Origin of the sequence: Mesorhizobium sp. M7A.F.Ca.MR.176.00.0.0, assembly GCF_004023165.1 — a bacterium.
GTDB lineage: Bacteria > Pseudomonadota > Alphaproteobacteria > Rhizobiales > Rhizobiaceae > Mesorhizobium.
In genome coordinates this window covers 13,444-36,577 of record NZ_RZTC01000009.1, presented here as the reverse complement: position 1 = coordinate 36,577, position 23,134 = coordinate 13,444, and the positions used below count along the sequence as shown (strand labels likewise).

At 59.5% G+C, this 23,134-nt stretch carries 24 protein-coding genes; 6 read left to right on the top strand and 18 right to left on the bottom strand.

The features are described 5' to 3' along the window. Positions 1-182: 182 nt before the first annotated feature. Entirely contained in the window at positions 183-1,193 is a 1,011-nt protein-coding gene (locus EOB59_RS05520) for a fatty acid desaturase (RefSeq protein ID WP_164895587.1), read from the top strand. A gap of 233 nt (positions 1,194-1,426) precedes the next feature. Here EOB59_RS05520 and EOB59_RS05515 read toward each other — a convergent pair whose 3' ends face one another. Beyond that, positions 1,427-1,624, bottom strand: coding sequence for a hypothetical protein (locus tag EOB59_RS05515; protein ID WP_128287858.1), 198 nt, complete (start codon positions 1,622-1,624; stop codon positions 1,427-1,429). 80 nt (positions 1,625-1,704) lie between these two features. On the opposite strand from EOB59_RS05515, the gene EOB59_RS05510 reads away from it, so the two are divergent. The 3 genes from EOB59_RS05510 to EOB59_RS05505 all read left to right on the top strand — a co-directional run bounded on the left by EOB59_RS05510 (position 1,705) and on the right by EOB59_RS05505 (position 3,129). Then, on the top strand, positions 1,705-1,935 hold the full coding sequence (locus tag EOB59_RS05510) for a helix-turn-helix domain-containing protein (RefSeq protein WP_348639501.1): 231 nt from the start codon (positions 1,705-1,707) through the stop codon (positions 1,933-1,935). Between the two features lie 652 nt (positions 1,936-2,587). Further along, positions 2,588-2,752 (top strand): hypothetical protein, encoded by a 165-nt coding sequence (locus EOB59_RS35220; RefSeq protein ID WP_164895586.1) that lies wholly within the window; start codon positions 2,588-2,590, stop codon positions 2,750-2,752. A 71-nt stretch (positions 2,753-2,823) separates the two neighbouring features. Beyond that, positions 2,824-3,129: a hypothetical protein gene (locus EOB59_RS05505; protein ID WP_128287856.1), complete on the top strand. Its 306-nt coding sequence runs from the start codon at positions 2,824-2,826 to the stop codon at positions 3,127-3,129. A 44-nt stretch (positions 3,130-3,173) separates the two neighbouring features. Here the strand turns inward: EOB59_RS05505 and EOB59_RS05500 are convergent, their stop codons facing one another. From EOB59_RS05500 to EOB59_RS05435, 13 genes are all read right to left on the bottom strand, one after another. Further along, positions 3,174-4,157 (bottom strand): putative Ig domain-containing protein, encoded by a 984-nt coding sequence (locus EOB59_RS05500; protein ID WP_128287855.1) that lies wholly within the window; start codon positions 4,155-4,157, stop codon positions 3,174-3,176. Positions 4,158-4,159: 2 nt separating this feature from the next. Beyond that, on the bottom strand, positions 4,160-5,077 hold the full coding sequence (locus EOB59_RS05495) for a hypothetical protein (RefSeq protein WP_128287854.1): 918 nt from the start codon (positions 5,075-5,077) through the stop codon (positions 4,160-4,162). A 13-nt stretch (positions 5,078-5,090) separates the two neighbouring features. Continuing rightward, complete coding sequence (locus tag EOB59_RS05490; RefSeq protein ID WP_128287853.1) at positions 5,091-6,881, bottom strand: hypothetical protein; 1,791 nt, start codon at positions 6,879-6,881, stop codon at positions 5,091-5,093. Next, positions 6,882-7,340 carry an HK97 family phage prohead protease gene (locus EOB59_RS05485; protein ID WP_128287852.1) on the bottom strand — a complete coding sequence of 153 codons (459 nt, stop codon included), beginning with the start codon at positions 7,338-7,340 and terminating at the stop codon, positions 6,882-6,884. Between the two features lie 18 nt (positions 7,341-7,358). After that, positions 7,359-8,978: a terminase TerL endonuclease subunit gene (locus EOB59_RS05480; protein ID WP_128287851.1), complete on the bottom strand. Its 1,620-nt coding sequence runs from the start codon at positions 8,976-8,978 to the stop codon at positions 7,359-7,361. After that, on the bottom strand, positions 8,941-9,345 hold the full coding sequence (locus tag EOB59_RS05475) for a phage terminase small subunit P27 family (RefSeq protein WP_128287850.1): 405 nt from the start codon (positions 9,343-9,345) through the stop codon (positions 8,941-8,943). Before EOB59_RS05475 ends, EOB59_RS05480 begins: the two co-directional genes overlap by 38 nt. Continuing rightward, on the bottom strand, positions 9,345-9,920 hold the full coding sequence (locus EOB59_RS05470; protein WP_128287849.1) for a head-tail connector protein: 576 nt from the start codon (positions 9,918-9,920) through the stop codon (positions 9,345-9,347). Before EOB59_RS05470 ends, EOB59_RS05475 begins: the two co-directional genes overlap by 1 nt. 884 nt (positions 9,921-10,804) lie before the next feature. After that, positions 10,805-11,194, bottom strand: a complete 390-nt coding sequence (locus EOB59_RS05460) for a hypothetical protein (protein ID WP_128287847.1) — start codon at positions 11,192-11,194, stop codon at positions 10,805-10,807. Between the two features lie 80 nt (positions 11,195-11,274). Continuing rightward, positions 11,275-12,444 (bottom strand): phage major capsid protein, encoded by a 1,170-nt coding sequence (locus EOB59_RS05455; protein WP_128287846.1) that lies wholly within the window; start codon positions 12,442-12,444, stop codon positions 11,275-11,277. A gap of 14 nt (positions 12,445-12,458) precedes the next feature. Then, positions 12,459-12,959 carry an HK97 family phage prohead protease gene (locus EOB59_RS05450; protein ID WP_128287845.1) on the bottom strand — a complete coding sequence of 167 codons (501 nt, stop codon included), beginning with the start codon at positions 12,957-12,959 and terminating at the stop codon, positions 12,459-12,461. After that, positions 12,959-14,152: a phage portal protein gene (locus EOB59_RS05445; protein WP_245486535.1), complete on the bottom strand. Its 1,194-nt coding sequence runs from the start codon at positions 14,150-14,152 to the stop codon at positions 12,959-12,961. The genes EOB59_RS05450 and EOB59_RS05445 overlap by 1 nt, the downstream gene beginning before the upstream one ends. Next, positions 14,139-14,579: a hypothetical protein gene (locus tag EOB59_RS05440; RefSeq protein WP_128287843.1), complete on the bottom strand. Its 441-nt coding sequence runs from the start codon at positions 14,577-14,579 to the stop codon at positions 14,139-14,141. Before EOB59_RS05440 ends, EOB59_RS05445 begins: the two co-directional genes overlap by 14 nt. 581 nt (positions 14,580-15,160) lie before the next feature. Then, on the bottom strand, positions 15,161-15,952 hold the full coding sequence (locus EOB59_RS05435) for a hypothetical protein (protein WP_128287842.1): 792 nt from the start codon (positions 15,950-15,952) through the stop codon (positions 15,161-15,163). 379 nt (positions 15,953-16,331) lie between these two features. Here EOB59_RS05435 and EOB59_RS05430 point away from each other — a divergent pair, with 379 nt between their 5' ends. After that, complete coding sequence (locus EOB59_RS05430; RefSeq protein WP_128287841.1) at positions 16,332-16,664, top strand: hypothetical protein; 333 nt, start codon at positions 16,332-16,334, stop codon at positions 16,662-16,664. A 104-nt stretch (positions 16,665-16,768) separates the two neighbouring features. Here EOB59_RS05430 and EOB59_RS05425 read toward each other — a convergent pair whose 3' ends face one another. Together EOB59_RS05425 and EOB59_RS05415 are read right to left on the bottom strand one after the other, a co-directional pair. Continuing rightward, positions 16,769-16,981 carry a hypothetical protein gene (locus EOB59_RS05425; protein ID WP_128287840.1) on the bottom strand — a complete coding sequence of 71 codons (213 nt, stop codon included), beginning with the start codon at positions 16,979-16,981 and terminating at the stop codon, positions 16,769-16,771. Between the two features lie 329 nt (positions 16,982-17,310). Further along, positions 17,311-18,387 carry a site-specific integrase gene (locus EOB59_RS05415; protein ID WP_128287839.1) on the bottom strand — a complete coding sequence of 359 codons (1,077 nt, stop codon included), beginning with the start codon at positions 18,385-18,387 and terminating at the stop codon, positions 17,311-17,313. 119 nt (positions 18,388-18,506) lie between these two features. On the opposite strand from EOB59_RS05415, the gene EOB59_RS05410 reads away from it, so the two are divergent. Further along, positions 18,507-19,334, top strand: coding sequence for a PhnD/SsuA/transferrin family substrate-binding protein (locus tag EOB59_RS05410; protein WP_128287838.1), 828 nt, complete (start codon positions 18,507-18,509; stop codon positions 19,332-19,334). Here EOB59_RS05410 and EOB59_RS05405 read toward each other — a convergent pair. Both EOB59_RS05405 and EOB59_RS05400 read right to left on the bottom strand, forming a co-directional pair. Beyond that, positions 19,299-20,654, bottom strand: coding sequence for a Xaa-Pro peptidase family protein (locus EOB59_RS05405; RefSeq protein WP_127810208.1), 1,356 nt, complete (start codon positions 20,652-20,654; stop codon positions 19,299-19,301). The two genes, EOB59_RS05410 and EOB59_RS05405, sit on opposite strands and share 36 nt — an antisense overlap. A gap of 9 nt (positions 20,655-20,663) precedes the next feature. After that, positions 20,664-23,134, bottom strand: a 2,471-nt coding sequence (locus EOB59_RS05400; protein ID WP_245486534.1) for an FAD-dependent oxidoreductase, incomplete at its 5' end; no start/stop codon positions are given.

Below are 23,134 nucleotides of genomic sequence, written 5' to 3'. Positions count from 1 at the left end.
CGAGCGCACCTCAGGCGTAAATGAATCCATAAGCCTGTTTACAATGTGTAACAAGTGCGGTCAAAAATGCGCAATCGCAACAGTTTGTGTACTTTGTCTCGTTGAGTGGAATCACTTCTCCTGACACAATGTTGTCAGGAGCCAATTGGGGCTCCGGCGACTGAGGGGCAGTGGTCGATAGCATGACGAGCAAGAGCATCAGGCGACACAGCGCACCGGCCATAGAGTGGCCGACCGTGGTACTCGCCTTCTTCTGCTACGCAACTTGGCTCGCCACCGGTTTCCTGCTCTGGCCATCCTACCCCGTCCTGGCGCTCGCCATCCTGGCTTTGACCGCCGCATTGCAATCGTCGATCATGCACGAAGTGCTGCACGGGCATCCGACACGCAACGCGCGGGTCAATGAAGCCTTCGTGTTCCTGCCGATCGGTCTGGTCTGGCCATTCCGCCGCTTCAAGACCATTCATCTGCGCCACCACGCCGACGAGCGGCTGACGGACCCGCTGGACGATCCGGAAAGCTATTATCAGGCGCTCTGGCAGCACGACGAACTGCCGCCGACGATGAAATTCCTGCTCAAGATCAACAACACCATGGCCGGCCGCTTCGTGCTTGGCCCGTGGCTGTCCTGCGTCGGCTTCTTCATCGACGATGCCAAGCAGGTGATCGCCGGTGACAAGGCGATCCGCAAGGCCTGGCTGCTGCATGCGATCGGCCTTGCCGTCGTGATGCCGATCGTGCAGTTCGGCTTCGGCATCCCGCTGTGGCTTTACATTCTGGTGCCGGTCTGGCTCGGCCAGTCGCTGATCTCGATCCGTACTTTCGCCGAGCATCAATGGTCGGAACATCCGGAAGGCCGCACGGTCATCGTCGAGCGCTCGCCGCTGTCGTTCCTGTTCCTCAACAACAATCTGCACTTCGTCCATCACAAGACCCCGACCGTGGCCTGGTACCAGCTGCCCAAGCTGTTTCGCGACCGCCGTGAGGAATGGCTGCGGATGAACAATGGCTATGCCTATCCCAACTATTTCGCGCTGATCAAAGCCTATGCGTTCAAGGCGAAGGAGCCGATCGTGCACCCGGTGCTGCGGCGTCAAGCCGAGCCGGGCAGGGCCTTCAAGCCGCGCATCAGGGCGCGCAGCATCAGCGGACTCGGCAGTGCGCCGGTTCCCGCGGAGCCGCCGAAGGAATAATTCCGGTCTACCCGGAATCCGTGTCGGCCAATTCTGATTGGGCGCCGCGTTTTTGCGATCATTTTTCCAGACATGATGATTTGATATCGGCATGAGTGAATTGGTTGCGGCGTTGCCGATGTATGATGGGACGTCAGGCCAGCAATTGCGCGATTTCTTCGGGTGAGTTGTACTTTTGTCGTACCGACCCTGAGAAAGCCCGCCGAAGCGGGCTTCTGTTTTTCGGCTTGGACTTAGTTGGCTACCAGCACTTCACCCAAAATCGTGAGATACGGCACATCGCAGTCATCCTGACGGAGGACGCCATATAACTCCCCCAACCGGCCAGCCTTGTGGCGCGTCATCACCAGCGCCGGCATCGGCTGGTCTCTGTGCGTGACCATTTGGCCGACGTTGAATTTCCAGCCCCCGTTAACTGCGTGGGTGTCCATCGTTCGCTCCTCGTTGCGTTTGAGTCCAATGTCGGACATAATGTTCAACGTAAGTCTCGATGTCAATAAGGAATCCAACGTTGGACATAAAGTCGATTTCGCCAGGGCAGTGCAGGGCGGCCCGTGCCCTGCTGGACATGGATCAAAACACGCTGGCTGCAGCGGCCGACGTTTCGCGCGGTGTCATCATTGATTTCGAAAAGGAGAGGCGGGTGCCGGGGAGAAACAACCTAGCAGCTATCCGCGCAGCTCTTGAGGCTGCGGGCGTCGAATTCATCGATCATTCTGGCGTGAGGATAGCCAGCAACTAAAAGGCCGACGCTCACCGACGCGCCGGCCCACACTCGCCTATAGACGTGATCAAGCGCCTACAATCGATGTGCCAAACTATTTCGGAATGGATAAAATTGCAAAGCGGCGGCTCGCCTATGCGGCGAGCTCAAGACGCCCGGTCGCAGCCACGAATTGCGGTGCAACCCTTCGGAGAGCCGACCCGACAATTATTCTACGCTGACCAAGGCACGAGCCACCGACCAGTTCGACTTCATACACGTCCGGACCTGAGCCTCCGCTTCGCCTCGCGGTATGCGCACGGAACGTTACGATCCCCGGAAACTGTCCGCTGGCGTGTTCAACAAGGTCACCTAGATTAAATAGAAAGTTGTCGTTTGCAGATCGGGCACTTCTCCTGCCGAATGAGATTCGCATTGTATTTCATCTTCTATTCGAGTGTGGTTGAAGAAAACCGGAATCGGCTTTCGCGATCCTCAATGATCCTGTCTGGTTTCTACCGCAACGTCGATTAATTAATTTCCACAACCTAAACTGTTAAAGGCGTTTTCGCCTAACTTGCCAATAGAGAATAGGCGAAAACGCCTATTTGTACTCGGACGTATTTCGGCTGGACTCCGAGTTTATTTTATGGAATCCATATCGGCAGCGAAACACACGGGGGTTAGACCCATGCATGACGCACTGATATTCGATGATCTCACCAGAATTGTCGCGCAGCCGCGGGCTGACTGGCGCCGCCATGCGCTCGCCATTTCAATGAACCTCGGCGGGAAGTTCGCCACCGGTTTGGCGGTCGGCGTTGGTTTTGCCATTGGCCTAGCGCTGGCTGGCTGACGGCAACTACACGAGCCACTGACACATTAGCAATCCCTTGACTAAGCTCCGGCCCGCCCCAGACTCTGCCTATGGCAAGGGGCATCAAGATTGGCGACGAGGTGGCAATCACCGCCACGGTGCGAAGGCGGGTCACGGAGGACCGCGTCAGCGTCACGATACCAGGTTATGGCTTTCCACATTCTATCGTCGACCCGACGAGCAAGGTGAAGAAGGGCCAACCAATCGAGCTGATCGGCGACGTTACGAGGATCGACGGGGACGAGGTGACCGTCAATCTCGGCGGGCCGGTGACGGTGAAGGACGATGTCGTCCGGCTGGTGAGCGCCTATGTCCCGCCCAAGCGAAAAACCCCGCTTGTCGATAAGCCGACATAGGACCTTGCTATCCTAGGCGTTGGACTGGGGATGGCAATCGCCGGTTAGGCCCAAGACGCGACAGCCAGCGCTTCGATGTTAGCGGATGACGAAACCGAAATTGTCCGGTTCGTTTCGCTCGCAAGATTGGCTATCGAGCCTGCCGCAAAACGCGCATGCGTAAGCGTCCCAGCAGCGTCGAACACATCTCGGTCGTCATTTTCGGTGACACCAACGAGGGTCATATCACCGAGCGTCCCGCCGGCACCAGCAAATCCAGCAATGACGACGCCGTTGGCGTTGACGTCCAGGGTCGAGCTTGAAGCATTGTTTCCGGTCGCCGACGCCGTATCCGTCGCCGTGGTGGATGCAAGACCGTCTATCGTGTAGACCGACACGGCGCTCTGAGAGCCTGCGCCGCTGAATGTGGCGACAACAGTTGCGGTCGTTCCGGACGGGACGACCAGCGCCGCGATGCCAACTGTGATGCCGCTCGAAACGCCATCCACGACGTTTGTCTGCACGAGAATAGGTGCCGAATTGCCGCCAATCGTGACGCCAGTGATGGTTCGTGCCGAGTTGGCAGCGCGTCGGCACTGAACAACAGCCACGACCAGCCTGGTCGCGCTCGCCGGGCCGATCGGAGCGTTCGTGTAGGTGTTGCCTGTATGCGTGCCGCCGAACGAGTTGGTGCCCTGGTAGGTGACCGGGCCAGCCGCCTGCACTTCCAAATCGAACGATGCGAGATCGGCAGTTGCCGACACATTGTCTGTGACCCGAATCACTATTCCTGTCGACGTTCCCGGTGTTGTCGGCGTCCCTGAAACAACACCAGTTGAACTATTCAGAGTAATGCCGGTCGGCAACGTTCCCGCATGAACGGAAAACGTATAGGGCGCGGTGCCACCCGTCGCCGAGACGGTGAAGCCAGCATAGGCCACGTCCTCGATCGTAGTAAGAACAGGAATGCCAGAAATGCCCAGAGGACTGCCGCCACCAGCTGACTGCTGGCCGTCCCCAAATCCAAATAGTTGGGTCAACATGAGCATGGTCAGGCATCCGTAGCAGCATTGGTTGTCAGGTAGAGGTGGACGCCATGCAGTCGCGCGTCGATCGCCATGGTGTCACCGGCGTCGCTGACGTCCCGGTAAATCTGGAACACGACGAGGTCGCCCTCGGCCGGCGTGCCGCCGATGGTAATTGCGGAGCTTTCCGGCCCGACGTAGATGTCATTGGTCGTGCCGCCAGTGTCGACGCTCGATTGCGCTGTACCGAAAGCCGAATCGGCCGCATCGTCGTTCGACAAGGCAAGGCCCTGGCAGAACCAGGCGACGCCGAAATTCGTGGCCGTTGCGGCATGGCTCCAGACTGGCTTGAACGTAACGGTGCCCTCATCCCAACTCTTGGGCATCAGGATAGAGAACTGCGCATGCTCGTCAGCGGAAGCGTCGAAGTCGAGCGTCTTAAGCATGACCTTGTTGGTTGTCGTCTCGACCGAACCAGCCGCTGCGCCGTTGCTTGTGCGCGCCGTCATGGCCCCAGCCGGCACCCACAATGTGTGCTTGCCAATAGGGCTCACAGAACCGCCGCCGGCATGGACCACGGTGCCGCCCAGGTCGTTCGTCGTGCCATCCGTGGTGAGAAGCCCAATTTCGCCAGGCCCGACGGCGATGGTGGTCGAGCCTTTTGTGACGTTAATTGTGTCGGCCGCATCGGTGTTGTTGACGATGAACAGCGCCCGTTTGACGGCCGGCAACGTCAGGATCCTGGTGGCTGACAAACCACTGGGAACAAATGTCATCGCCGAACGGAACTGGGCAGATGTCAACGCGACATTGCCGCCGGAGAAATCGACCGTGTAGATATCAGCCATTCCGTTGGCCAATTGGGTCAGGCCGTCATTGGACGACTGCCATTGGTCATCTGCCTGGCCATCAGCGATCAGAATAAGATTTAGATCGTGGGACATTGCTTGTCACCTTTCATGGGTTGTCTGCGATGTCGCCGACCGAAGCCAGAACGGCATCAATAACGAGCGCATCGCCAGTAAATGCACGCTTGAAGATGATCTGGCCGGCTCGCTCAAAGATGGCGATCGAATACGGCTCGCAGACCGACCGCGCGATGTCTCGGACACCGGCAGTGACATCGACAACGGCGCCGTCGATCACATCATCGATGTCGCCTTCAAAGGCGATTTCAGACTCGTCAAATCCTCCCGAAACCATGAGAGCGAGCAGGAAATCACTGAGCAAGCGTTGCGTGCCGTCCTCCGAGATGATCCGGAGGCGCTGAGGCACACTGAAGACGGGTGTCTTCGTCAACAGCGTGTCGGTCTGGCCATCGTAGTAGAATAGCTGTGGGTTGCTGGTCGCCCCCGCAACAGAACGCGTCAAGCCGGTGTCGAGATTGGTGAAATAGCTCGTGCTGCTGGCGACGTAGTAGAGTTCATCGGTTAGCCGCTGAAGATCGGGGTCGCCAAGCCTTCGAGAGCCTACGGTCTCGATCTGGTAAGGAACAGTGCTGTTGTAGACGATAGCGCCAGTAGCGCCGTTGATGCGCACGATGTGAGCGGCATCAGTCCAGACAACGAGGAAGCCGCCGGCATCATAGACAACGTAGCAGAGATCATCCGAGAGTGTGGCAATGACGGTTGAGCTTTTGAGCGTGCCCTGAGACGTGAAGGTCAGTTTCACAAGGTCGGTGTCGGCGCACAGCCAGATGTCGAACTCGCTGCCCCGAACTTCACCAGGCACAAGGCACTCGAGCTTGGTATAGCCGTTCCAAGCCGCGCCGGAGTCGAAGGCCAATATGATCGTTCCCGTATCGGCCCGGTACACAAAAAGCTGCGCGTCGTCAGTGAAGCCCGCATAGAAGGCATAGGCCGAGGTATCGACTAGGCAGACAGTGCCAATGACCGCGGCCACGCTTCCTACGTTGGCGCCAGTGGCAACAATGCCCGATACGGCATTCGTTAGGATAGGTCTCCAATGGCCGGCACCGTCCTGCCCAAGATAGAATAGTAGGTCGAGCGTTCGGCTGTATCGCCATCCGGCAAAAAGGAATGAGAACTCGTCCTGCGCCTGCCTGAAATATTCCCGCATGGCGTAGATTGAAAATTGCCTCACAATGCTGCTCGGCTCCTGGTAGCCATAGAGCAAGCCCTGCTCCCATACCGGAACCATGTGGTCGACGGTGCTGCTCGAAAGCGTGGCAAAGCTGTCATAATCGTGCGTTGTCGCACCGTCCTGAATCCACTCAGCTTCAAAGACCGGCGGAGCACCAAGGCCAACAATGTCGAAATCCTTGACGACGATATCGAGATAGCCGCGATGGGCAGAGACGTTGGTCTCGCCTTCCTCGGAAACCATCGTCGGATCGCGCGGCTGGATGCTTCTGCCATCATAAGCGGTGAATTTCAGGCCGCTTTGGCGATAGCCGTTCGACCCATCATAGATCAGCTTGCCATTGGCATAGAGCTTGCGCATCGTCCAGTTCGAGTTCGGGACAAGCGGGCGCGCGAAACGCAAGCGGGCCGACATCTTTGCCGTGGTCGAGGTGATGGTGTCCCAATACTCGACATGGGTCGACGTGACGGTAAGGATCGGCGGCACCCAGATATAGGCCGCAGGCAGACGGCACTTGCCGTATACAACAGGGATCGTCTGACCGTAGGCCGAAGTCGGCAGCGTGGTCTGGACTTCCGGCACTTGCGGCACGGTCGGCGCTGTCGGATCATCGAAAACCCAACGCCCTCTTACCGGTCTCGACATTTACAGACCTCCTACGTGCGAAAATTCGGTGATCAGTGCCGCCGGGTCGAGGGGCTCGCCACATAGAGAGATTTCATCGATCCGGTTGACCTCCGAAATTACCTTTATCCCGCACTGCATCGTGTCCCAGACGGCGCCCTTTGGACCGAGCGAAAGTCCGGTCAGTTCGCCATCTCGGTAGAGCGCGATAGCCTCATGGGCGCGCGAGGTATCCCAGAGCCGGCCAGTGACGAAAAGGCCGCGGTCATCGGCGATCGACAGCCATTCGCCGATTTGTGGGCCGTCGTGGTTGAGCAGCATTTTTGGCTTGCATCCGCCCTGCAAGAGATCGCGGAAGGCGCCTGCCGCGATGATGTAGCGTCCGCACAGCACGCCATAGTTCGCGGCATAGCCGGAGACCATCATGTGCTGGCGGGCACGGCTCTGCAGTCGCGCGTTAGCGCGTTGTGTGGTGGTCATTTGTGGGGGTCCTAGTGCCTAAAAGTGGAAGGCCGACTCGTCGGCGGTTTCGTACATGCTGAGGCCAGAGGCGCCCGCCACAGCGCGTCCGCAGCTCATGATGGCACTAACAGCCGGGTCGATCCGATCGGCCGCGCGTGCCTTGTTAGGCCTGCGGTTGCCCGATTGGTCCGCCATCATCACAACGTTGCCGATTGCCCACCGGAGACACGGGTTACCGTCGTGCACAACGTGACGTGTAAGCATCAACTGCTCAAAGTCATCGACTGGCTTAGCGTAGTTAGCGAGTGTCTGCGGAAAGGCAGCAACGGGGATGCCGTCCGCCTCCAGATTTTCCATTATTTCACGAGCTAGATACTGATCGAACGCGACTTCCTGAACGTCCAGAAGACCGCACAAGCGGCGTATGTGCTCTTCGATAATGCCGCGGTCGACGATGTCACCAGGACAGGCCGTGAGGTAGCCCTGTTCCGCCCATAGTTGGTACGGTGCACTGTCGTTATCGGCTCGCCTTCGTATGCCTTCCTCGGGCGCGAACGACTGCACGTGCAGCGCATAGCGACCGTCTTCTAGTTCTATGCAGGCCGCAACGGCTGCGAGGTCGGTACGCTTGGCAAGGTCGGCGGAAAGCCAAGCACGCTTACCGCGCAGCGCTTCCAGGTCCACTTCGCTAACGCATTGATCCCAAATGCCAAGATCCCACTCAGGATTGGCTGCACCATCCTGCCAGATGTTGAGGTGCAACTGCTGGAACATGGCGCGATCGGCTGGCCGGTGTTCGGCTTCCCGCACCATCTGCCGCATGCCATCAATGTCGGGATACGGCGGCACGCATGACAGGCCGGGATTGACCCGATGCCACACTGACTCGTCGCGCCAGTCTTCGTCCTTGTCGGCCTCGAACAAGATCGGCAGGAACGCATCGTCTTCGATGGCGCCGGATGCCACTTGCCGCGCATAGGCGTACATGTCGTAAGCGATGTTCTCGCGGCCGATGCCTGCCGTGGTAGTGATCACAAGCAGCGAACCTGGCGTCTTGACCAAGCCTGTCTTGATGGCGTCCCAAAGGTCGCGTTTCTTCCAGGCATGAAGCTCGTCAACGAGCGCAAAGACAGGCGTCCTGCCGTGAGCAGTGGCAGCATCAGCCGACATCGCTCTATAGAACGCGCCGCTCCTACGATGCGTTATGCGGTTCTTTGTATCCTGAATCTGAAACGCTTCTTCAAGGCGAGGATGCGCCCGAATGATGCCGGTCATTTCCTCGAGCGCGATACGGGATTGATCGCGGTCGACGGCCGCCGATACGACCTGGCTACGCGGAATGCGCTCTGGTCCCAAGCCTACGAGACAGAGAGCGCTTCCAAGCGTTGTCTTGCGATTGCCGCGCGGGATTAGCGCAAAGACGGTCTTGATGCGGCGGGTGCCGTCTGGCTTCGTGTCGCCGTAGACTCGCCGGATGATACGCTCCTGCCAGCGGTCCAACTGGAAAGCATGGTTCTGAAGATTTGATTTTGGATGGCGCAGTGCTCGGACGAAGCGGACTGCAGCTTCGCCTTTTCCGTGCGGGTCTGGGATTGAGCTGTCGTCGAATAACCACGCATTAGATGTCTCCGAGGTCGTCGGCGTCGTCGTTTCCAATGGCGCCTCCCTTGTTCTTGTTCCTTGATGCTGGTGCCAAGCCAAGGGCGTCCGCGAGGCGTGCAAGCGTCGCGTGATATTCTTTGAGCAGTGTCGTTTCGGGTCGGCGCTTGGTCTCACCTGACGGCGAGACCATCGTTAATCCGTGCTCGGCAATCGCTACCTCGCAGGCGCCGATGTGGGCCACGACGCGGCAGTAGGCGTCGACAAGAGGCAGTTCGTGATCAGCAATCTTTCGCTGCTCCACCAGCACGCCGAGCACTTTCCGCCATTCTTTAGTAGCGCGTGCAGGCATATCCTTTGGTGGTGACGGCACCCTCGATAGTGCGCCGTCGAGCGCCGTAACTGTCGCCTTTCGTCCACGCATCAGAAGGACCACTCCCGGTACTCTGACAGGATGTCACCGACGCCGTATGGAATTGCGGCTGCCTTATCACCGTGTGACGAAGCCTCCCGGCATTCGTATTCTTGGGCAGCGATCTGAAGGATGGCTTCCCGCAATGGCATCGGGACGTCTTCTGCTGCGTCGCCGTAACCAGCAATGAAGCGAACGCGGATAGCGTTGATGGTTGGTGTTGTTGCCGGCCAGCCGACATCACCCGGTGCAATCCAACCCGGATCGCTTGCGGTATCCACGGCATATTGGTCGGTTGCGAGCGTCGTTTCCAAGCCCGAAGTTGCGTCGACATACTTGACGTACGTCACAGCCTGAAGCGGTCCTTTGGGGATCTGCATCGGCCCGCGCTGGAAGGCATCCAGAACCAGATCATAGGTGGTCGAAATAAGCGGCTTGCCGACGAAGCGCTCCACGTACTGGCGTGCCGCCAGGCCCTTTGCCACGAGCAAGCTGTCGTCGTCGCTATGGTCGACGCGGACATGCGCCTTAAGCTCCGCAAGCGTGACCGGCTCGACAGACGGCGCCGTGACAATGACTAATGCCATAGGTCCAAATTCCTATTTTCGATTTATTGCGAAATGTGTGGGGGCGAGTGGTTAGGGAGGAGTCGACAAAAGTTGCCGACCTGGTGGGGGCGTGTCATTGTCGGCCCGGCAAACGGGAGGCGATGATGGAGCTAGAAGAGATCAAGCGTAAGATGCAGCGTGCTTCGCGTGAACTATCTGCTGTAGTGTCAGGCGAATTGGCAGCAGCTAGAAGCGCTGCTTCACATGACGACGGCCAGAAGGCGAAGCGTCGTATCGATGACGCAATCTCAAAGGTTGAAAGCATAGCGAGATCGTTGCGCTAACGCCCGAACCCACCCTCACTGCGTATGTTCTTTCTGCTGTTGCAGCCACGGTTATAGGGCTGCCAGTTGGTGCGATCCCAGAACAGTACCATGTCGCCTTTCGGCGCCTTGATATGATCCACCATGTTGGCTGGCCTGCCGCAGCCACAGGCGCATAGCGGCCTTCCTAGCAGCGCTAGGTAGGCTTTAGACTCGCGATGCCATTCGGCTGTGTATCCGCGCTCTGAGGCGCTGCCGCGGGCTGCGTCGTTGGCTGCTTGCCTAGTCTTGGCATTGCGCTGCTGGCATGGGCACTTGACGCCTTTCGGTAGCGAATAGCCGCACGCGCATATCACGTTGGGCATGGTGGCTCCTGAATTGAAAGCGGATGGCAGCGTCCTGCATGCCACCCGCTAATTGACCCTTAGCCGACGCTCATGGTGTGACCCATGAGGAAAGGAGGCGCGGCTGGTATCTGGACCTTCATGGATTGAACGGATCGTTGAAGACCTTGGCGGGCCGCATCCATGAGTTCGCTGTCGGGCAGGCCCGTGAGCTACGTGCGTAGCGGTGCCCTCAAATGTCCCCCGCCGGATGGGGTTAGGCTACGGGCTTGCTGTAGGCTCTGCCTTTGATAGCAACAGCGCCGGCCGCAATCGACGTGCCTGAGTTCTTGGTTGCCACGATACGGGCATACCTTTTGAACCCGATATAACTGATCTTGAACGCGCCATCCGCAGTGAGCGGGTTGACGAGGCTCGAGCCTATCAGGGCCGAAGCCGCAGCGTCAGTAAAGTCGCCGTCAGTCGTAGTGTCGGATTCCTGCACTGTGATGGTGAAGTTGCCGGAAGAGGCAATGGCGCCAGTAACGACAGTGAACATGACACTGTCGAAGCCTAGCAAGTCGATTGCGTTGCCCTTGATAGTGGCAGCCTGCACGGCAGGCGAAAGGGCATTAACAGCCCCAAGGTTGTGAGCTAGATCGCGCATGTGCGCTCCTATGATTTGAAGGGAAATGGGCGGCCACTGGTCTGGGACCGCCCTAACTGCATTGCGCAGGCGATGTAGTTTTACGAGGTCGCGCAGCGGATTTTGCGTAGTGCTTCGGCCAAAACCATGCCGGCGCCAACGCGGCGGCGCGCATGGAAGCGCACCAAACCAGAGGTGGCCTGGCTGTACGGGTCGCGCATGATGGACAGGTTGAGCCTGTCATAAATGCGGAACGCGGAATCGAAGTCACCAAGAACGATCGGCTCCGCAGCGGCGCCAACATCATCCATCGTTGGGTCTTCGATAACCGGACGGCCAAGGATCGTTTCCGGAGTCGAAGCGCTAAGGCCCGGCGCCCACAGGTATGCGCCCGTGCTGCCGTCTTTCAATTTCCTCACGGCCGCCAACGTCGATCCGTTCATCATCCAAACCGCTCGGTTGCGGTAGTAAGCGGAAAGCTCATAGAAGGCGTCGATGAGCGTGTCGGCTGGTGCAGTGCCAAGCGTCGAAGCGTTGCCGGTGAAGCTGTATGCAACGCCAGACGTCGCCATAACACCAAGCGGCTTCTTAACGCCGTCGCCGTCCATAAAGGCAGCGGCTTCGAGGCGCCCGAACTCTTCGGCAAGATCAAAAGCAACTTCGCTCTCGACGTTAACGGCAGCGTCCTCAAGCAGGCGCGTCGAAACGTCGACGTAACAAGCCATTTCGTGAATTGGCACTTCAAGCTGGCCGTAAGCCGACTCTGTGCTGGTGCGGGTCTCGGTTTCACCAACCCAATAGCCGGTCGGACGGCCGGTGCGCTTAGGCAACAGAACCGAACCGCTAGCCGTGCTGCCAACGCGAGCCGCCTGGCGGATAGGCGAACGCTCTACAATGCCCTTGATGACTTCCGTAGTGAACTCGGCTGTGGCGAAATAGCCACCGCTCGTGTCGTCCGCAATTCGGAGGGATTTGGTCTCTTCGGCGACCATCGACTCCTTGCCGCGGCGCAAATAGCTAACGAAAGCCTTGCGCTCTTCGGTCGGCTCGTTGTCGTTGGCACCCTTGAGAATGGTAGGGCGATTGAGCTTGGTTTCGACGGCGGCCAGACGGTCGACAAGCTTGGTGTTGTCGTTCGCAGCCGTCTTGGTCTCGACTGCCTTGAGGCGGTCATCAACCGACTTTTGCAAATCAGCGAGTGCCTTGGTCACGATGGTGTCAACGTTTTCGTCTTCACCCTTGGTGACAAGGGCGTTGTTTGCATCACGCATGTAGGATGGTCCTTTTAGGTTCGGATGGCTGCAGCCATCCGGTTGATAGCCGCCGCAATTTCGAGCGCGCGCACGGCGGATTTGGCACTCGTCACGCGAGCGCCAGGATGCATGGGGATCGTCACGAGTGACGCCTCCAGCAATTCGAGTTGTGAGATGGTTCGACCGCCGCCCTTGCGAGCAATCGCCTTGCGGGTAACAAACCCAATACTGATGCCGCGGACGGCACCCGCCTTAACTAGGCTGCGAACTTCGTCGGCCCGACGCACCTCACCGACAAGTAGCCGGCCCTTTAGGCGTAGACCGTCGATGGCTTCTGTCGCTTCTGTCCAGGCACCCAACGGGTCATTCATGTCGTGCCCAAAAAGAATTGGCATCGGCATCTTGGCGTCTGCAAAGGCGCCTTTTTCAATGACGTCGCCGACCCGGTCCGGCGTGCCGAACGGCCAGGCAAGCGCCTCGATTGCGCCCGTGTCATCGGCCACAAATTTGGTTTCGAATAATAGGCGTTCCATCAGGCGGCAGCCTTTGCTGGAGTGTTGTCGTTGGCGGGTTTGACGCCGCTGACATTGGGATTGGCGAATTCATTGCCGGCCGGATAAGGCGGCATGCTCTCCCACTCGCGAGCTTCGTTTGGGTTGATGACGCGGCTCGTAATCAAGGACGAGTAGGCTGTTGCGCGTTCGCCAAGGTCGGCACGAGTGAGGTCATCGCGTTCGAACCAGATACGGAATGTCTTACGATCGCCTGGCGCGATGAGCGCTCTGGTAAGCGCGGCCTCGAGTGACCGCAGCCACGGCTCTAGCGAGAACACCAAGAACTCGCGTGTCGCCTGCGTCATGTTCGACCATGTCTGCCGCGACATTTCGTAAAGCATGCCCGGCGGTACCCGAAACGCGCGCGCCACCTCTTGGACTTGGAAGGTCCGAAGCTCTTGGAATTGGCTGTCGACGCTGGAGAAAGCCAAAGCTTTCCACTCTGCGCCATCCCACGTAATCGCCGTGCCGGCGCCGTTACCGGATCCACCGAAAGCGGCGTTCCAGCCGGCCTTGATTTTGGCCAGTGCCGTGTCGCCAAGTTTAACGCCAGTGGGAAACTGGAGCACACCAGCGGGCCTAGCGCCGCTGGTGAATAGCTTAGCGGCATGTTGCTCCATCTTGTGAGCAACGCCGATCGCCTCCGCCGCCATGTTCAATGGGCTTTTGGCGAATGGTCCCGTAAGGTGAATGATGTCACTGGCCGGAACCACCTTACCTGACAGGCGGTATGTCGGCTCGCCGGTATCGGCGTACTCAACCGAGATGACATGGTCGCGATAGTGGATAATCTCGACAGGCTTGCCCTCGACGCGGTTGACCCACGCCAAGCCGCCAGCATCGCGAGTCAGCGCCTCGGCAACAAGGTCGCGGATGGTTTCGAAGCCTGAAGACCATGGGCAGGCATCGCCGCGAAGGAGCCACCATGCTGGATGTTCCTCGTCGTCAACCCAAGCGTCGCCGTCCTTCCGCTGTACGCGGACGTCGAGCGTCGCTGCTGCTTCGGACAGCACGCGCACCGCGGCGGACACTGCCGGCACGGTAAGCGCCACGCTGGCCGATACAGCTGCCGTACCGGTCACGGTGGCGCCAAGGATGGCCAACAGCTCCTCGTCAGGGGCAGCTAGGGATTTCTGCTCAATAGGCGGTTGCTTACGGTCAAACGGCCACACGGCTGGACTCCAGTTCTGCGCAGCGCGCAATGATGTCGTTGCAGATGCGACCGAACGGCACGACGATTGTTGAAACATCGAACGGCAAGCGGTTGGCATCCCGCTCTGGGATGACGCGCGGCAAGCCGCAACCACGCCGGATGACGGCAGGCGCGACCAGCAGCGTGTCAGCGGTTGGCGGGTGCTCGAGGTTGTCGAAGGCCGTACCGATCGACATGAGCCACGAGCGGCCAGAGCGCTCCAACTCGTGAGCGATCCGCAGCACGCAAATGTCACGCGGCGAAAACCAACGGCGGGTGGCACGCTTCTCACTCCACAACACAGACACATGCCGCGCACGGTGGATGATGACGTCGAGTGCGGAACGGTGAAGGCCGGCAAGCTGCGCGGCCTCGGCGACAGTGAAGCCGCGCGAAGTCCAGGCCATGAACGGCCTCCTGTCTATCGATTGAAAGATTGTGTGGGCAAATAAAAAGCCGCTCAGAGGCGGCTTGGGGGGGAGGTGGGAGTTAGCCTTCCTACCTACTGTCGAGTTTCCGGCTTTTGGTGCGCACCAAGCTTCCCACCTATAAGGCGCGGGAGCCGGAAATGGTTATAACCAAAGATGCTCTCCGTACCCTTCCCAACATTCTGGCTGTTTGAGTCCGTACTGGCCTCACCATACTCCGAACAACTCTGCAGAAAGGGACGCACCCCCTTATACTCATAAGGTCATGAGATCACAAAAGGGACTTACCCTCATGTACATACGTCAGAACTGGCCACGATTTTACCGTCCCTCTGCCTATATACACCATGGGAATGCCAGAAAGCGCCAATTTGGCATAATATGTGATACTGTTGTGGCCTAATAAATTGACGATTTAGCGCGCTTGGCGTTGTAGTTCGCAGCCAACCGACGCAACAAGTCGACCAGCTCGCTCTTTTCCTCATGGAACCAATCCGGGTCCCGATGCGAAGGTGCCAACCGCGCGAGGCGATCGGCTATTTCGTGGAGCGAAGGCAGGCTCATGCTGCTATCTGCATTGTTGGCATGTACGATATCTCGCCGCGGTTGCTGATGTAGCATGAGAGAGTGCGGCCATGAAAAACGTCGGTGTCCTCCAAGTCGTGCTCGATGCCAAGACAGAAGGCGATGCGATTTAGGAACGCTTGGCCGCGCTTCTGCTTTTGCTCGTCAGCCGATTGCGATAGAAACGTATGTTCCACCTCGACACCACTAGCGATGCCTCCTGACGGATTGAGCCGCAGCGTGAGGACTACCTGTTCGTTGTGTTCGTCCCGCCAATGGACCTTGCTTCCAGCGATTTCCGCGCCGAATCTGCCGAACGGAGAGAAGACCCCGACATCGCCTATCCATTCGCCAGGCGCGTCGAGGTTGTCTTTGTTATCGTTGTCAGCTTCGACCTGTGCGACACTGGCAGGCTTGTCTTTCTTCGGACGGTCCTTGGCCTTCGCGATAGCAGCATCCCTCGGGTCCGCGTAGACGGACGGCAAGTCTTCGGTCCAACCCTTTCCGGCAAGCCACTTCGGAGCGGTTCGCATCCACTTCTTTTCGATTGGATTGGCGGCATAGTGATTGGCTAGAGCTTCCGCGGCGCCGATTATAGTTTCAAGCAACTCTGCGTCAGGGGCAATCTTCCCCCAGGCCGCTTCGGCTGCTGTCCTGTAATGCTTCCGAGGAAATGCTTTCCAGAATTGTTCGAATCCATTTTCAGGGTCCCGTGGCGTTTCCGCGTCGGTGGCCGCAAGGCCAGCCGAAAGCGGCGGCAAAGCCGCGCCATGGGTATTATCATTCACACTATACGTAAGCCCCGCTGTAAGCGGGCTTAGTAAGTGTGTTTGGTCCGATGGCTGTAGGACGCTACCGAATTTAGCGTCCTGTGACGGTAGGACCCATGGGTCCCGTAGCTGTAGGACGCTAGGGTTAACGTCCGATGGCTGTAGGACGATAGACCATTTAGGGAAGTATTCCGTAGGCCGTTTTCCCTCCCCCATACGGCGGGTGAAATATCCCCATTCCACCAACTCAGAGGTGGCCGTGGCGATGGCACCGCGGGTTAGGCCTGTGCCGTTTTGCAGGAAAGTGACCCCTGCACGGCAGTTCCCAAACTTATCCCACCAGGCCTCGAGAATATGCCAACACACCATCATGTGGGTCAGGCGGCGGCGCCTGTCCGTGGACAGTGCGCCCAAGAACAACCATCGCGTGGTGTTGTCGCCGGGGACAGGGATGTATCTCGGCTTCCCCTTAGCGCTGGTCATGAACAACGCCCTCGATTGCGGCCAGGGCGGCGCTTGCTATGTCTCTGACCAATTCCGGGGAGAATGTCACAACCCGGCCAGCACCTCCCTGGCCGTTCGGTGCGAAAACCGAATAGCCGCCTCCCGTGCGCCTCGAGACGCGAAGGCCGAAGAACTTGATGTCTTGATTGAATTCGATATCGACGTGCGCGACTGCGCTGCCCGCACCATTGGGTGCAGGTCTTACCGAAAGAACTTTCAAGGTTGATGTTCCTGTTCAACAGGGTGGCTGCCCGTAGGCAGTAATGCCCGCGCCTCGGCGCCCTTGCGGTGGGTGACGAGGAGATTGAGGCCGAGGCGCGGGTAGGGGGTCTACTTGGGGTAGCCGTCTTCGCCGAACTCAATTTTCGGTCCGGTCTTTACCGGCTTTGGCTCGGCCATCACTGCTTCAACGGCGGTAATGCTCGTCTGGATTAGAGCAATCCTGCCTAGCGTTTCGTCGTCGCCAGCACGGTCGGCGTACTTCTCCACGAATGTGCGACGGAGTTCCTTCAGGTGCTCAAGGGCGTCGTCCAAATCGGTCATGCTGTTATCCTCATGGCTCGTTGATTGTCGTTGGCATGGTCGTACACTGCGGTACGTCTGCATCCTGCCAACCACTCGTCTAGGTCGGACAGGGCGTAGCTGACGCCTGCGCCTGCTTTAAAGTAGACGGGACCAGTTCCCGACATTCTGCTCTTGTTCAGCCATGAGGTCGATTTTCGAATATACGCGGCAGCCGCGGCGGTGCTCATTTTCCCAGTTGACATCTATCCTCCCGATGGTAGGATGTTGACGCTCCTGCTAAAATAGGCTTGTAGAGTGCAGAAGCGGACGTCGTGTATAGGCGTTTTCGCCTTGCATGTCAATGTTAGTCAGGCGCTTTCCGCCTGCGGTGTGACGATCTCCAGCCATTTCCAGTTTGCCCACTTGTCGCCTGTCTCGCGAATATGGGTGTATCGCTGCAGGTTTTGCCAAGAGCGGTGCCCCGACACTGAGGCCACCTGTGGAATGGTCCGACCAAGTTCGAACAGCCGCGACACGCCTTCGTGCCTCAAATCGTGGAACTTCAAATCCTTGATGTCGAGCAAATTGCAGGCGTTGCGCCAAGCAAAATTGATGGTGTCGCCTTTGAACGGGAAGATCAGTTCGCCCGTCTTTGGCGTGGCCTTGATGATCGCCAGAGCTTCTGGCGTCAGCTCCGTCCAAATATGATTTCCTGATGAACCGCGTGGATCCTTAGCGTCACGAACCAAGATGCGTGAGTGCGCTTCGTCCAAGTCATCCCATCGGATGCGGACTATCTCTCCCTCACGGCGCGCGCTGAACAGAGCGAACGCCGCGATGCGTTCCATGGGAAGACTGCGCTCGGTGCGGGCGGCGAAGAAATCCATAATGCGATTCATCTCGCCAACGGTCGGGCGCCGATCGCGTTGATTGGAACGGCCAGTCATCTCAAGTTTAGACGCAACCGTGCTGGCGTCCGCCATGGCCTTCTCGTCTAGCGGGTAGCCCCATGCTGGCCGTGCGATCTTGAAGACGCCAGAGAGGAATGTCAGGTACCCGGAAACGGTCGAAGGTTGTCGAGTTTCCGCAAGTTCGCGGACAAGCGACACTATATGGTCGGATCGAATTTCGGAGCACCGCATAGACGCGATGGAGTATTCCTTCAGGCTTTTTAAGACCGCTGCTTTGGTGCGACCAAGCCGCTTGGCCTCCCGCTCGTACCGCCCTATGGCCTCGCCAAGGGTCGGGTCTTCTTTCTTGATGTCCTCAACGACGCCTGGCTTCGCAAGCTCGCCCTCGCGGAAGGCTCCCCACGCCGCTGCCTCTCGCCGCTTGGAGAACGTCTTGTTTTCACGGTGGACTGTCCTGCCGTCGCGCTTGATGACGATCTGGGCCATGAACGACGGCGAGCCGTCCTTCCGTTTCCGCTCTATGATGCTAGCCATCCGTACAACATTCCCCCAAGGTCGGTACGACATGTTGTACTATAAATGAAAAACCGTGCAATAGCGGGAATTTGGCTGAACCGGACTGACACGTTAATCTGTTGATTTAGAAAGAAAATCTGATGAAATCAATTGCGGCGTTGCCGATGTATGACTGGCCCGAAATGCGCGGCGAGGTCGACGCGCAATGGATGCTGTTGCGCGACGTGTTTCGGCAAAAGGGTATCGACGCACCGCAAACCATCGTGCGGCGCAATGGAGACCTGCCGCCGGTGCCGGGCGGTATTCGTGATGCTGCCGGTGCATTGATCGCACCCGACCCAGTGACATTGCCGCCGGACGAACTCGATTTTCACAGACTGTGGCTGCACCCGGCGCTGCTGTTCGCGCAGACCTGCTGGGGGCCGATGGAACTCGGCCTGTCCAGGCATGTGCAGGTGGTTGCCCAGCCAAGCTACGACGCCTACGAAGGCGGGCAGGGCGAGCTCTATTCCAGCGCCATCGTCATGCTGGCGGATGGCGCGCCGTCGGTTGCCTCGCCCAATGACGGCAGCCCGCTGATCCCACTAGATCGGATCCGCGGCAAGCGCTTCACCTTCAACAGCCTCGATTCGATGTCGGGGTTCCTCGGTTTGACGCGCGACCTGGAGGCGATGGGCGAGAGCCTTGACCTCTTTGCCTCGCGCAGCGAAAGCGGTGGGCACCGTTCCTCGATCGTCGCAATTGCAGAGGGCAAGGCCGATATAGCGGCCATCGACTGCAAGAGCTGGGCACTGGCGCAGCGTTTCGAGCCGGCGGCGAAAAGGGTGGCGGTCGTTGGCTGGACCGGACGGCGCAAAGGCCTGCCCTACATCACCGCCGCAGGGACACCGGAAAAGACGGTTGGGGCGTTGCGCGAGGCCATTGCCGGGCTAGCCGAGCAGTCTCTTATCCAACGGGTAGGTTGAGAGCTGTTCGTTGCCCGTCTCGGTGATCAGTATCTGTTCCTCGATCTTGACGCCTTCGCGCCCGCCAAGCCTGCCGATATAGCTTTCCACGCACAGCACCATGCCCGGTTCCAGCACGCCGTCCGGAGTGTCCGATGTCCAGTCGCTGGCATGCGGCAAGGTCGGGTATTCATCGGCCAGACCGACGCCGTGATAGAGCACGCCGTAGCGCGTCGGGAAGCAGTCGCCGGGCGGCACCGCCGAGCGTTCGACGAGGTCGCGAAACGAGATGCCTGGCTGCATCAGTGCCGTGTTGTGCCCGATCTGGTCGGCAGCGATGCGGAACAGGTCGCGCTGTTGGCTGGTCGGCTTTCCATCGCCGCACAGCCATGTGCGCGACAGGTCGGCGCAGAAGCCGTAGGGGCCGATCAGGTCGGTGTCGAAGGCGACGAGATCGCCAGCCTCGATCTTGCGCGACGAGCATTCCTGGAACCACGGATTGGTGCGCGGGCCTGACGTCAGCAGTCGCGTCTCGATCCATTCGCCGCCGCGCGCGATGTTGCCGCGGTGCAGTTCCGCCCACAATTCGTTTTCGGAAGTCCCCGGCTTCAGCGCTTGTTCCATCTCGCCCATCGCCGCCTCGCAGGCGACGATCGCGCGGCGCATGGCGAGGATCTCGTCGGGTGATTTGATCAGCCGCGCGTTCTCCATCAACGCTTCGCCATTGCCGATGGAAATGCCGAGGCGAGCCAGCTCCTCGACGCCTTCCGGATTGATATGGTCGACGGCGATGCGGCTGTTGCCGCCGCCATGCTCTTTCACCAGATCGGCTATTCCTGCGGCCCAGCGGCGGACCTTTTGCTCGGTCAACTCACCGCCATAGAGATACATCCACGACACTGCCGGTCGCACTTCGTCGACGACGCCGGAATGATCGGACAAATGCTCGCAGGAGAAATAGTCGAACAGCACCACCGGCCCCTCCGCGGCGACAAAGCAATGCCGCGTCGGGTTGTGCGCCACCCACAGCTGCATGTTGGTCGAGTCGGTGGCGTAGCGGATGTTGACGGGATCGTAGAGCACGGCGCCGGCATAGCCGCGGCGCCTCAGCTCGGCGCGGATGCGCTCCAGCCGGTATTGGCGCATCGCCGCCAGATCGGGCGCGGCAATGCCCGCCGCGGCCCATTCAGCCTCGGCCTGCGCACCGTAGCCCAGCACATGCTGGTTGAGCGAAGCCGCCTTCTGGCGGGAGGCGTCGCGCAAGGCTTCGATCGAGTCGGCTTCGAACGGCATGATCTTGCGATGCCGGCCAAAGCTGCCCTTCGGCCCCGCGTTGTCCATGGTCGAAACTCAGGTCCGCATCTTCTCGCCGCTCGGATCGAAGGGCGCTTCGACATTGATGCGGGCCGGGCGCCGGTGACCGAGGATCTCGATCTCGAACAGCCCGGCACTTTCGTCCTCGGCAAGCGCTGCGGGGACGTAGCCCTGCGCCATCGACTTCTGCACATAATGCGCATAGCCGCCTGACGTGACCCAGCCGACCACGCGCCAGTCACCGTCGACGATACCCCGCACGGCGGAAGCGCCTTCGGTAGCCTTGGAGCCACGTATTTCCTTGCCGCCCTCGTCGAAGCGGGGCGCGCCATAACCATGCGGCTTTTCAACCGTGCCATAGTCCTTGCTGACCTTGGCCCAGATCGGCTCATCGCCCATGACATCGGCGTCGGTGGCATCGACGATGAAGGAGACGCGGCGCAGCTTTGGCCCCTCGGCCTGTTCCTTGGCAGCGGCCTCGCGGCCGATGAAGTCGTTCTTCTCGAGCTTGATGAAGCGGTCCATCGCGCCTTCGAACGGTCCATAGATCGGCCGCAACTCGCGGAACCAGGTCGGAAAATTCTTTTCGAGGCGCATGGAGAGCAGCGCGCGCATGCCGAAATCGACAAGGCCGAATTCCTCGCCTGCGTCCTTGATCGCTTTGTAAACCAGGCGCTCGTAGGCCGGTGCCATCCAGATTTCATAGCCGAGGTCGCCGGTGTAGGTGATGCGGTTGACCATGCAAGGCGCCCCGCCAACCGCCATCTCGCGGAAATCCATGAAGCGGAAGGCTTTTGTCGAGACATCGACATCGACCAATTTCTGCAGCAAGTCACGTGACTTCGGCCCTGCGATCGACAGGCCGACCAGCGTCTGGTCGAAGCGGTGGATGCGCACCGTTCCGTCCTTCGGTAGATGCTTCTCGAACCAGCGCATGTGGTATTTCTGCGCCGCCGAGGAACCCCAGATCATGAAGCGGTCTTCTGCCGCCTTGGCGATGGTGAAGTCGCCAATCAGCTTGCCGAATTCGTTGAGCATCGGCGTCAGCACGATGCGGCGGGTCTTCGGCATGCGGTTGGTCATCAGCCGGTTGAGGAAATCCTCGGCTGCGGGTCCCGAGACTTCGTATTTGGCAAAATTGGCGATCTCGGTGACACCGACACGCTCACGCGTGGCGCGCACTTCCTCGCCGATCGGCCCAAAATCGTTGGAGCGGTGGAAGGAGACGATATCCCTGGGTTCCTTGCCTTCAGGTGCGAACCAGAGCGGCGTCTCAAGTCCCCAGCTGTCGCCCATGACGGCATTGTTGGCCAGCATCGTGTCGTAGAGCGGTGTCGTCTGCGCCGGGCGTGCTGCCGGGAGTTCCTCATTGGGGAAGCGGATGGAGAAGCGGCGCGAATAGTTTTCGCGCACCTTGGCGTTGGTGTAGCGCAGGCCGGCCCATTCGCCGAAGCGGGTGACATCCATGCCCCAGACGTCGAAGCCGGGATCGCCATGCACCATCCAGTTCGACAGTGCGAGGCCGACGCCGCCGCCCTGGCTGAAGCCGGCCATGACGGCGCAGGCGCACCAGAAATTGGTCAGGCCCTGCACCGGGCCGACCAGCGGGTTGCCGTCGAGCGCGAAGGTGAAGGGGCCGTTGATGATCTGCTTGATGCCGGCTTTCTCGATGCCGGGGAAATGCTTGAAGCCGATTTCCAGCGACGGCGCGATGCGATCGAGGTCCGGCGGCAGCAATTCATGGCCGAAATCCCACGGCGTGTTGACCGGCGACCACGGCTTGCAGGCTTTTTCATAGGTGCCGAGCAGGATGCCGTTGCGCTCCTGGCGGGTGTAGATCTCGCCCTTGAAGTCGAGCACGCCGATCATCTCGCGGCCCGTCGACTTGTTGAATTCCTCGACCTCCGGCATCGGCTCGGTCAGCAGATACATGTGCTCCATGGCCAGCACCGGCAGTTCGACGCCGACCATGCGGCCGATCTCGCGCGCCCACAGGCCGCCGCAATTGACGACATGCTCGGCCTTCACCGTGCCTTGTTCGGTGACGACGTTCCAGGTGCCGTCGACCTCCTGTGTCAGTTCCACGACGCGGTTGCGCAGCACGATCTCGGCGCCGAGTTTTTTCGCCGCCTTGGAGTAGGCGATGGTGGTGCCGGACGGGTCGAGATGGCCTTCGACCGGGTCCCACATGGCGCCGACGAAATTGGTCTCGTCCATCAGCGGGAACATCGCCTTGGCCTCGGAGGGGGTGATCAGCTCGGTGTCCATGCCGAGATAGCGGCCCTTGGCATGGGCAAGGCGCAGGAAGTCCATGCGCTCGGGCGTGTCGGCCATCATCACGCCGCCGGTCAAATGCAGCGAGCAGGACTGGCCGGATATCTCCTCGATCTCCTTGTAGAGCTGCACCGTATAGGCCTGCAGCTTGGCGACGTTGGGGTCGCCGTTCAGCGTGTGGAAGCCGCCCGCCGCGTGCCAGGACGAGCCGGAGGTGAGCTCCGAGCGCTCGA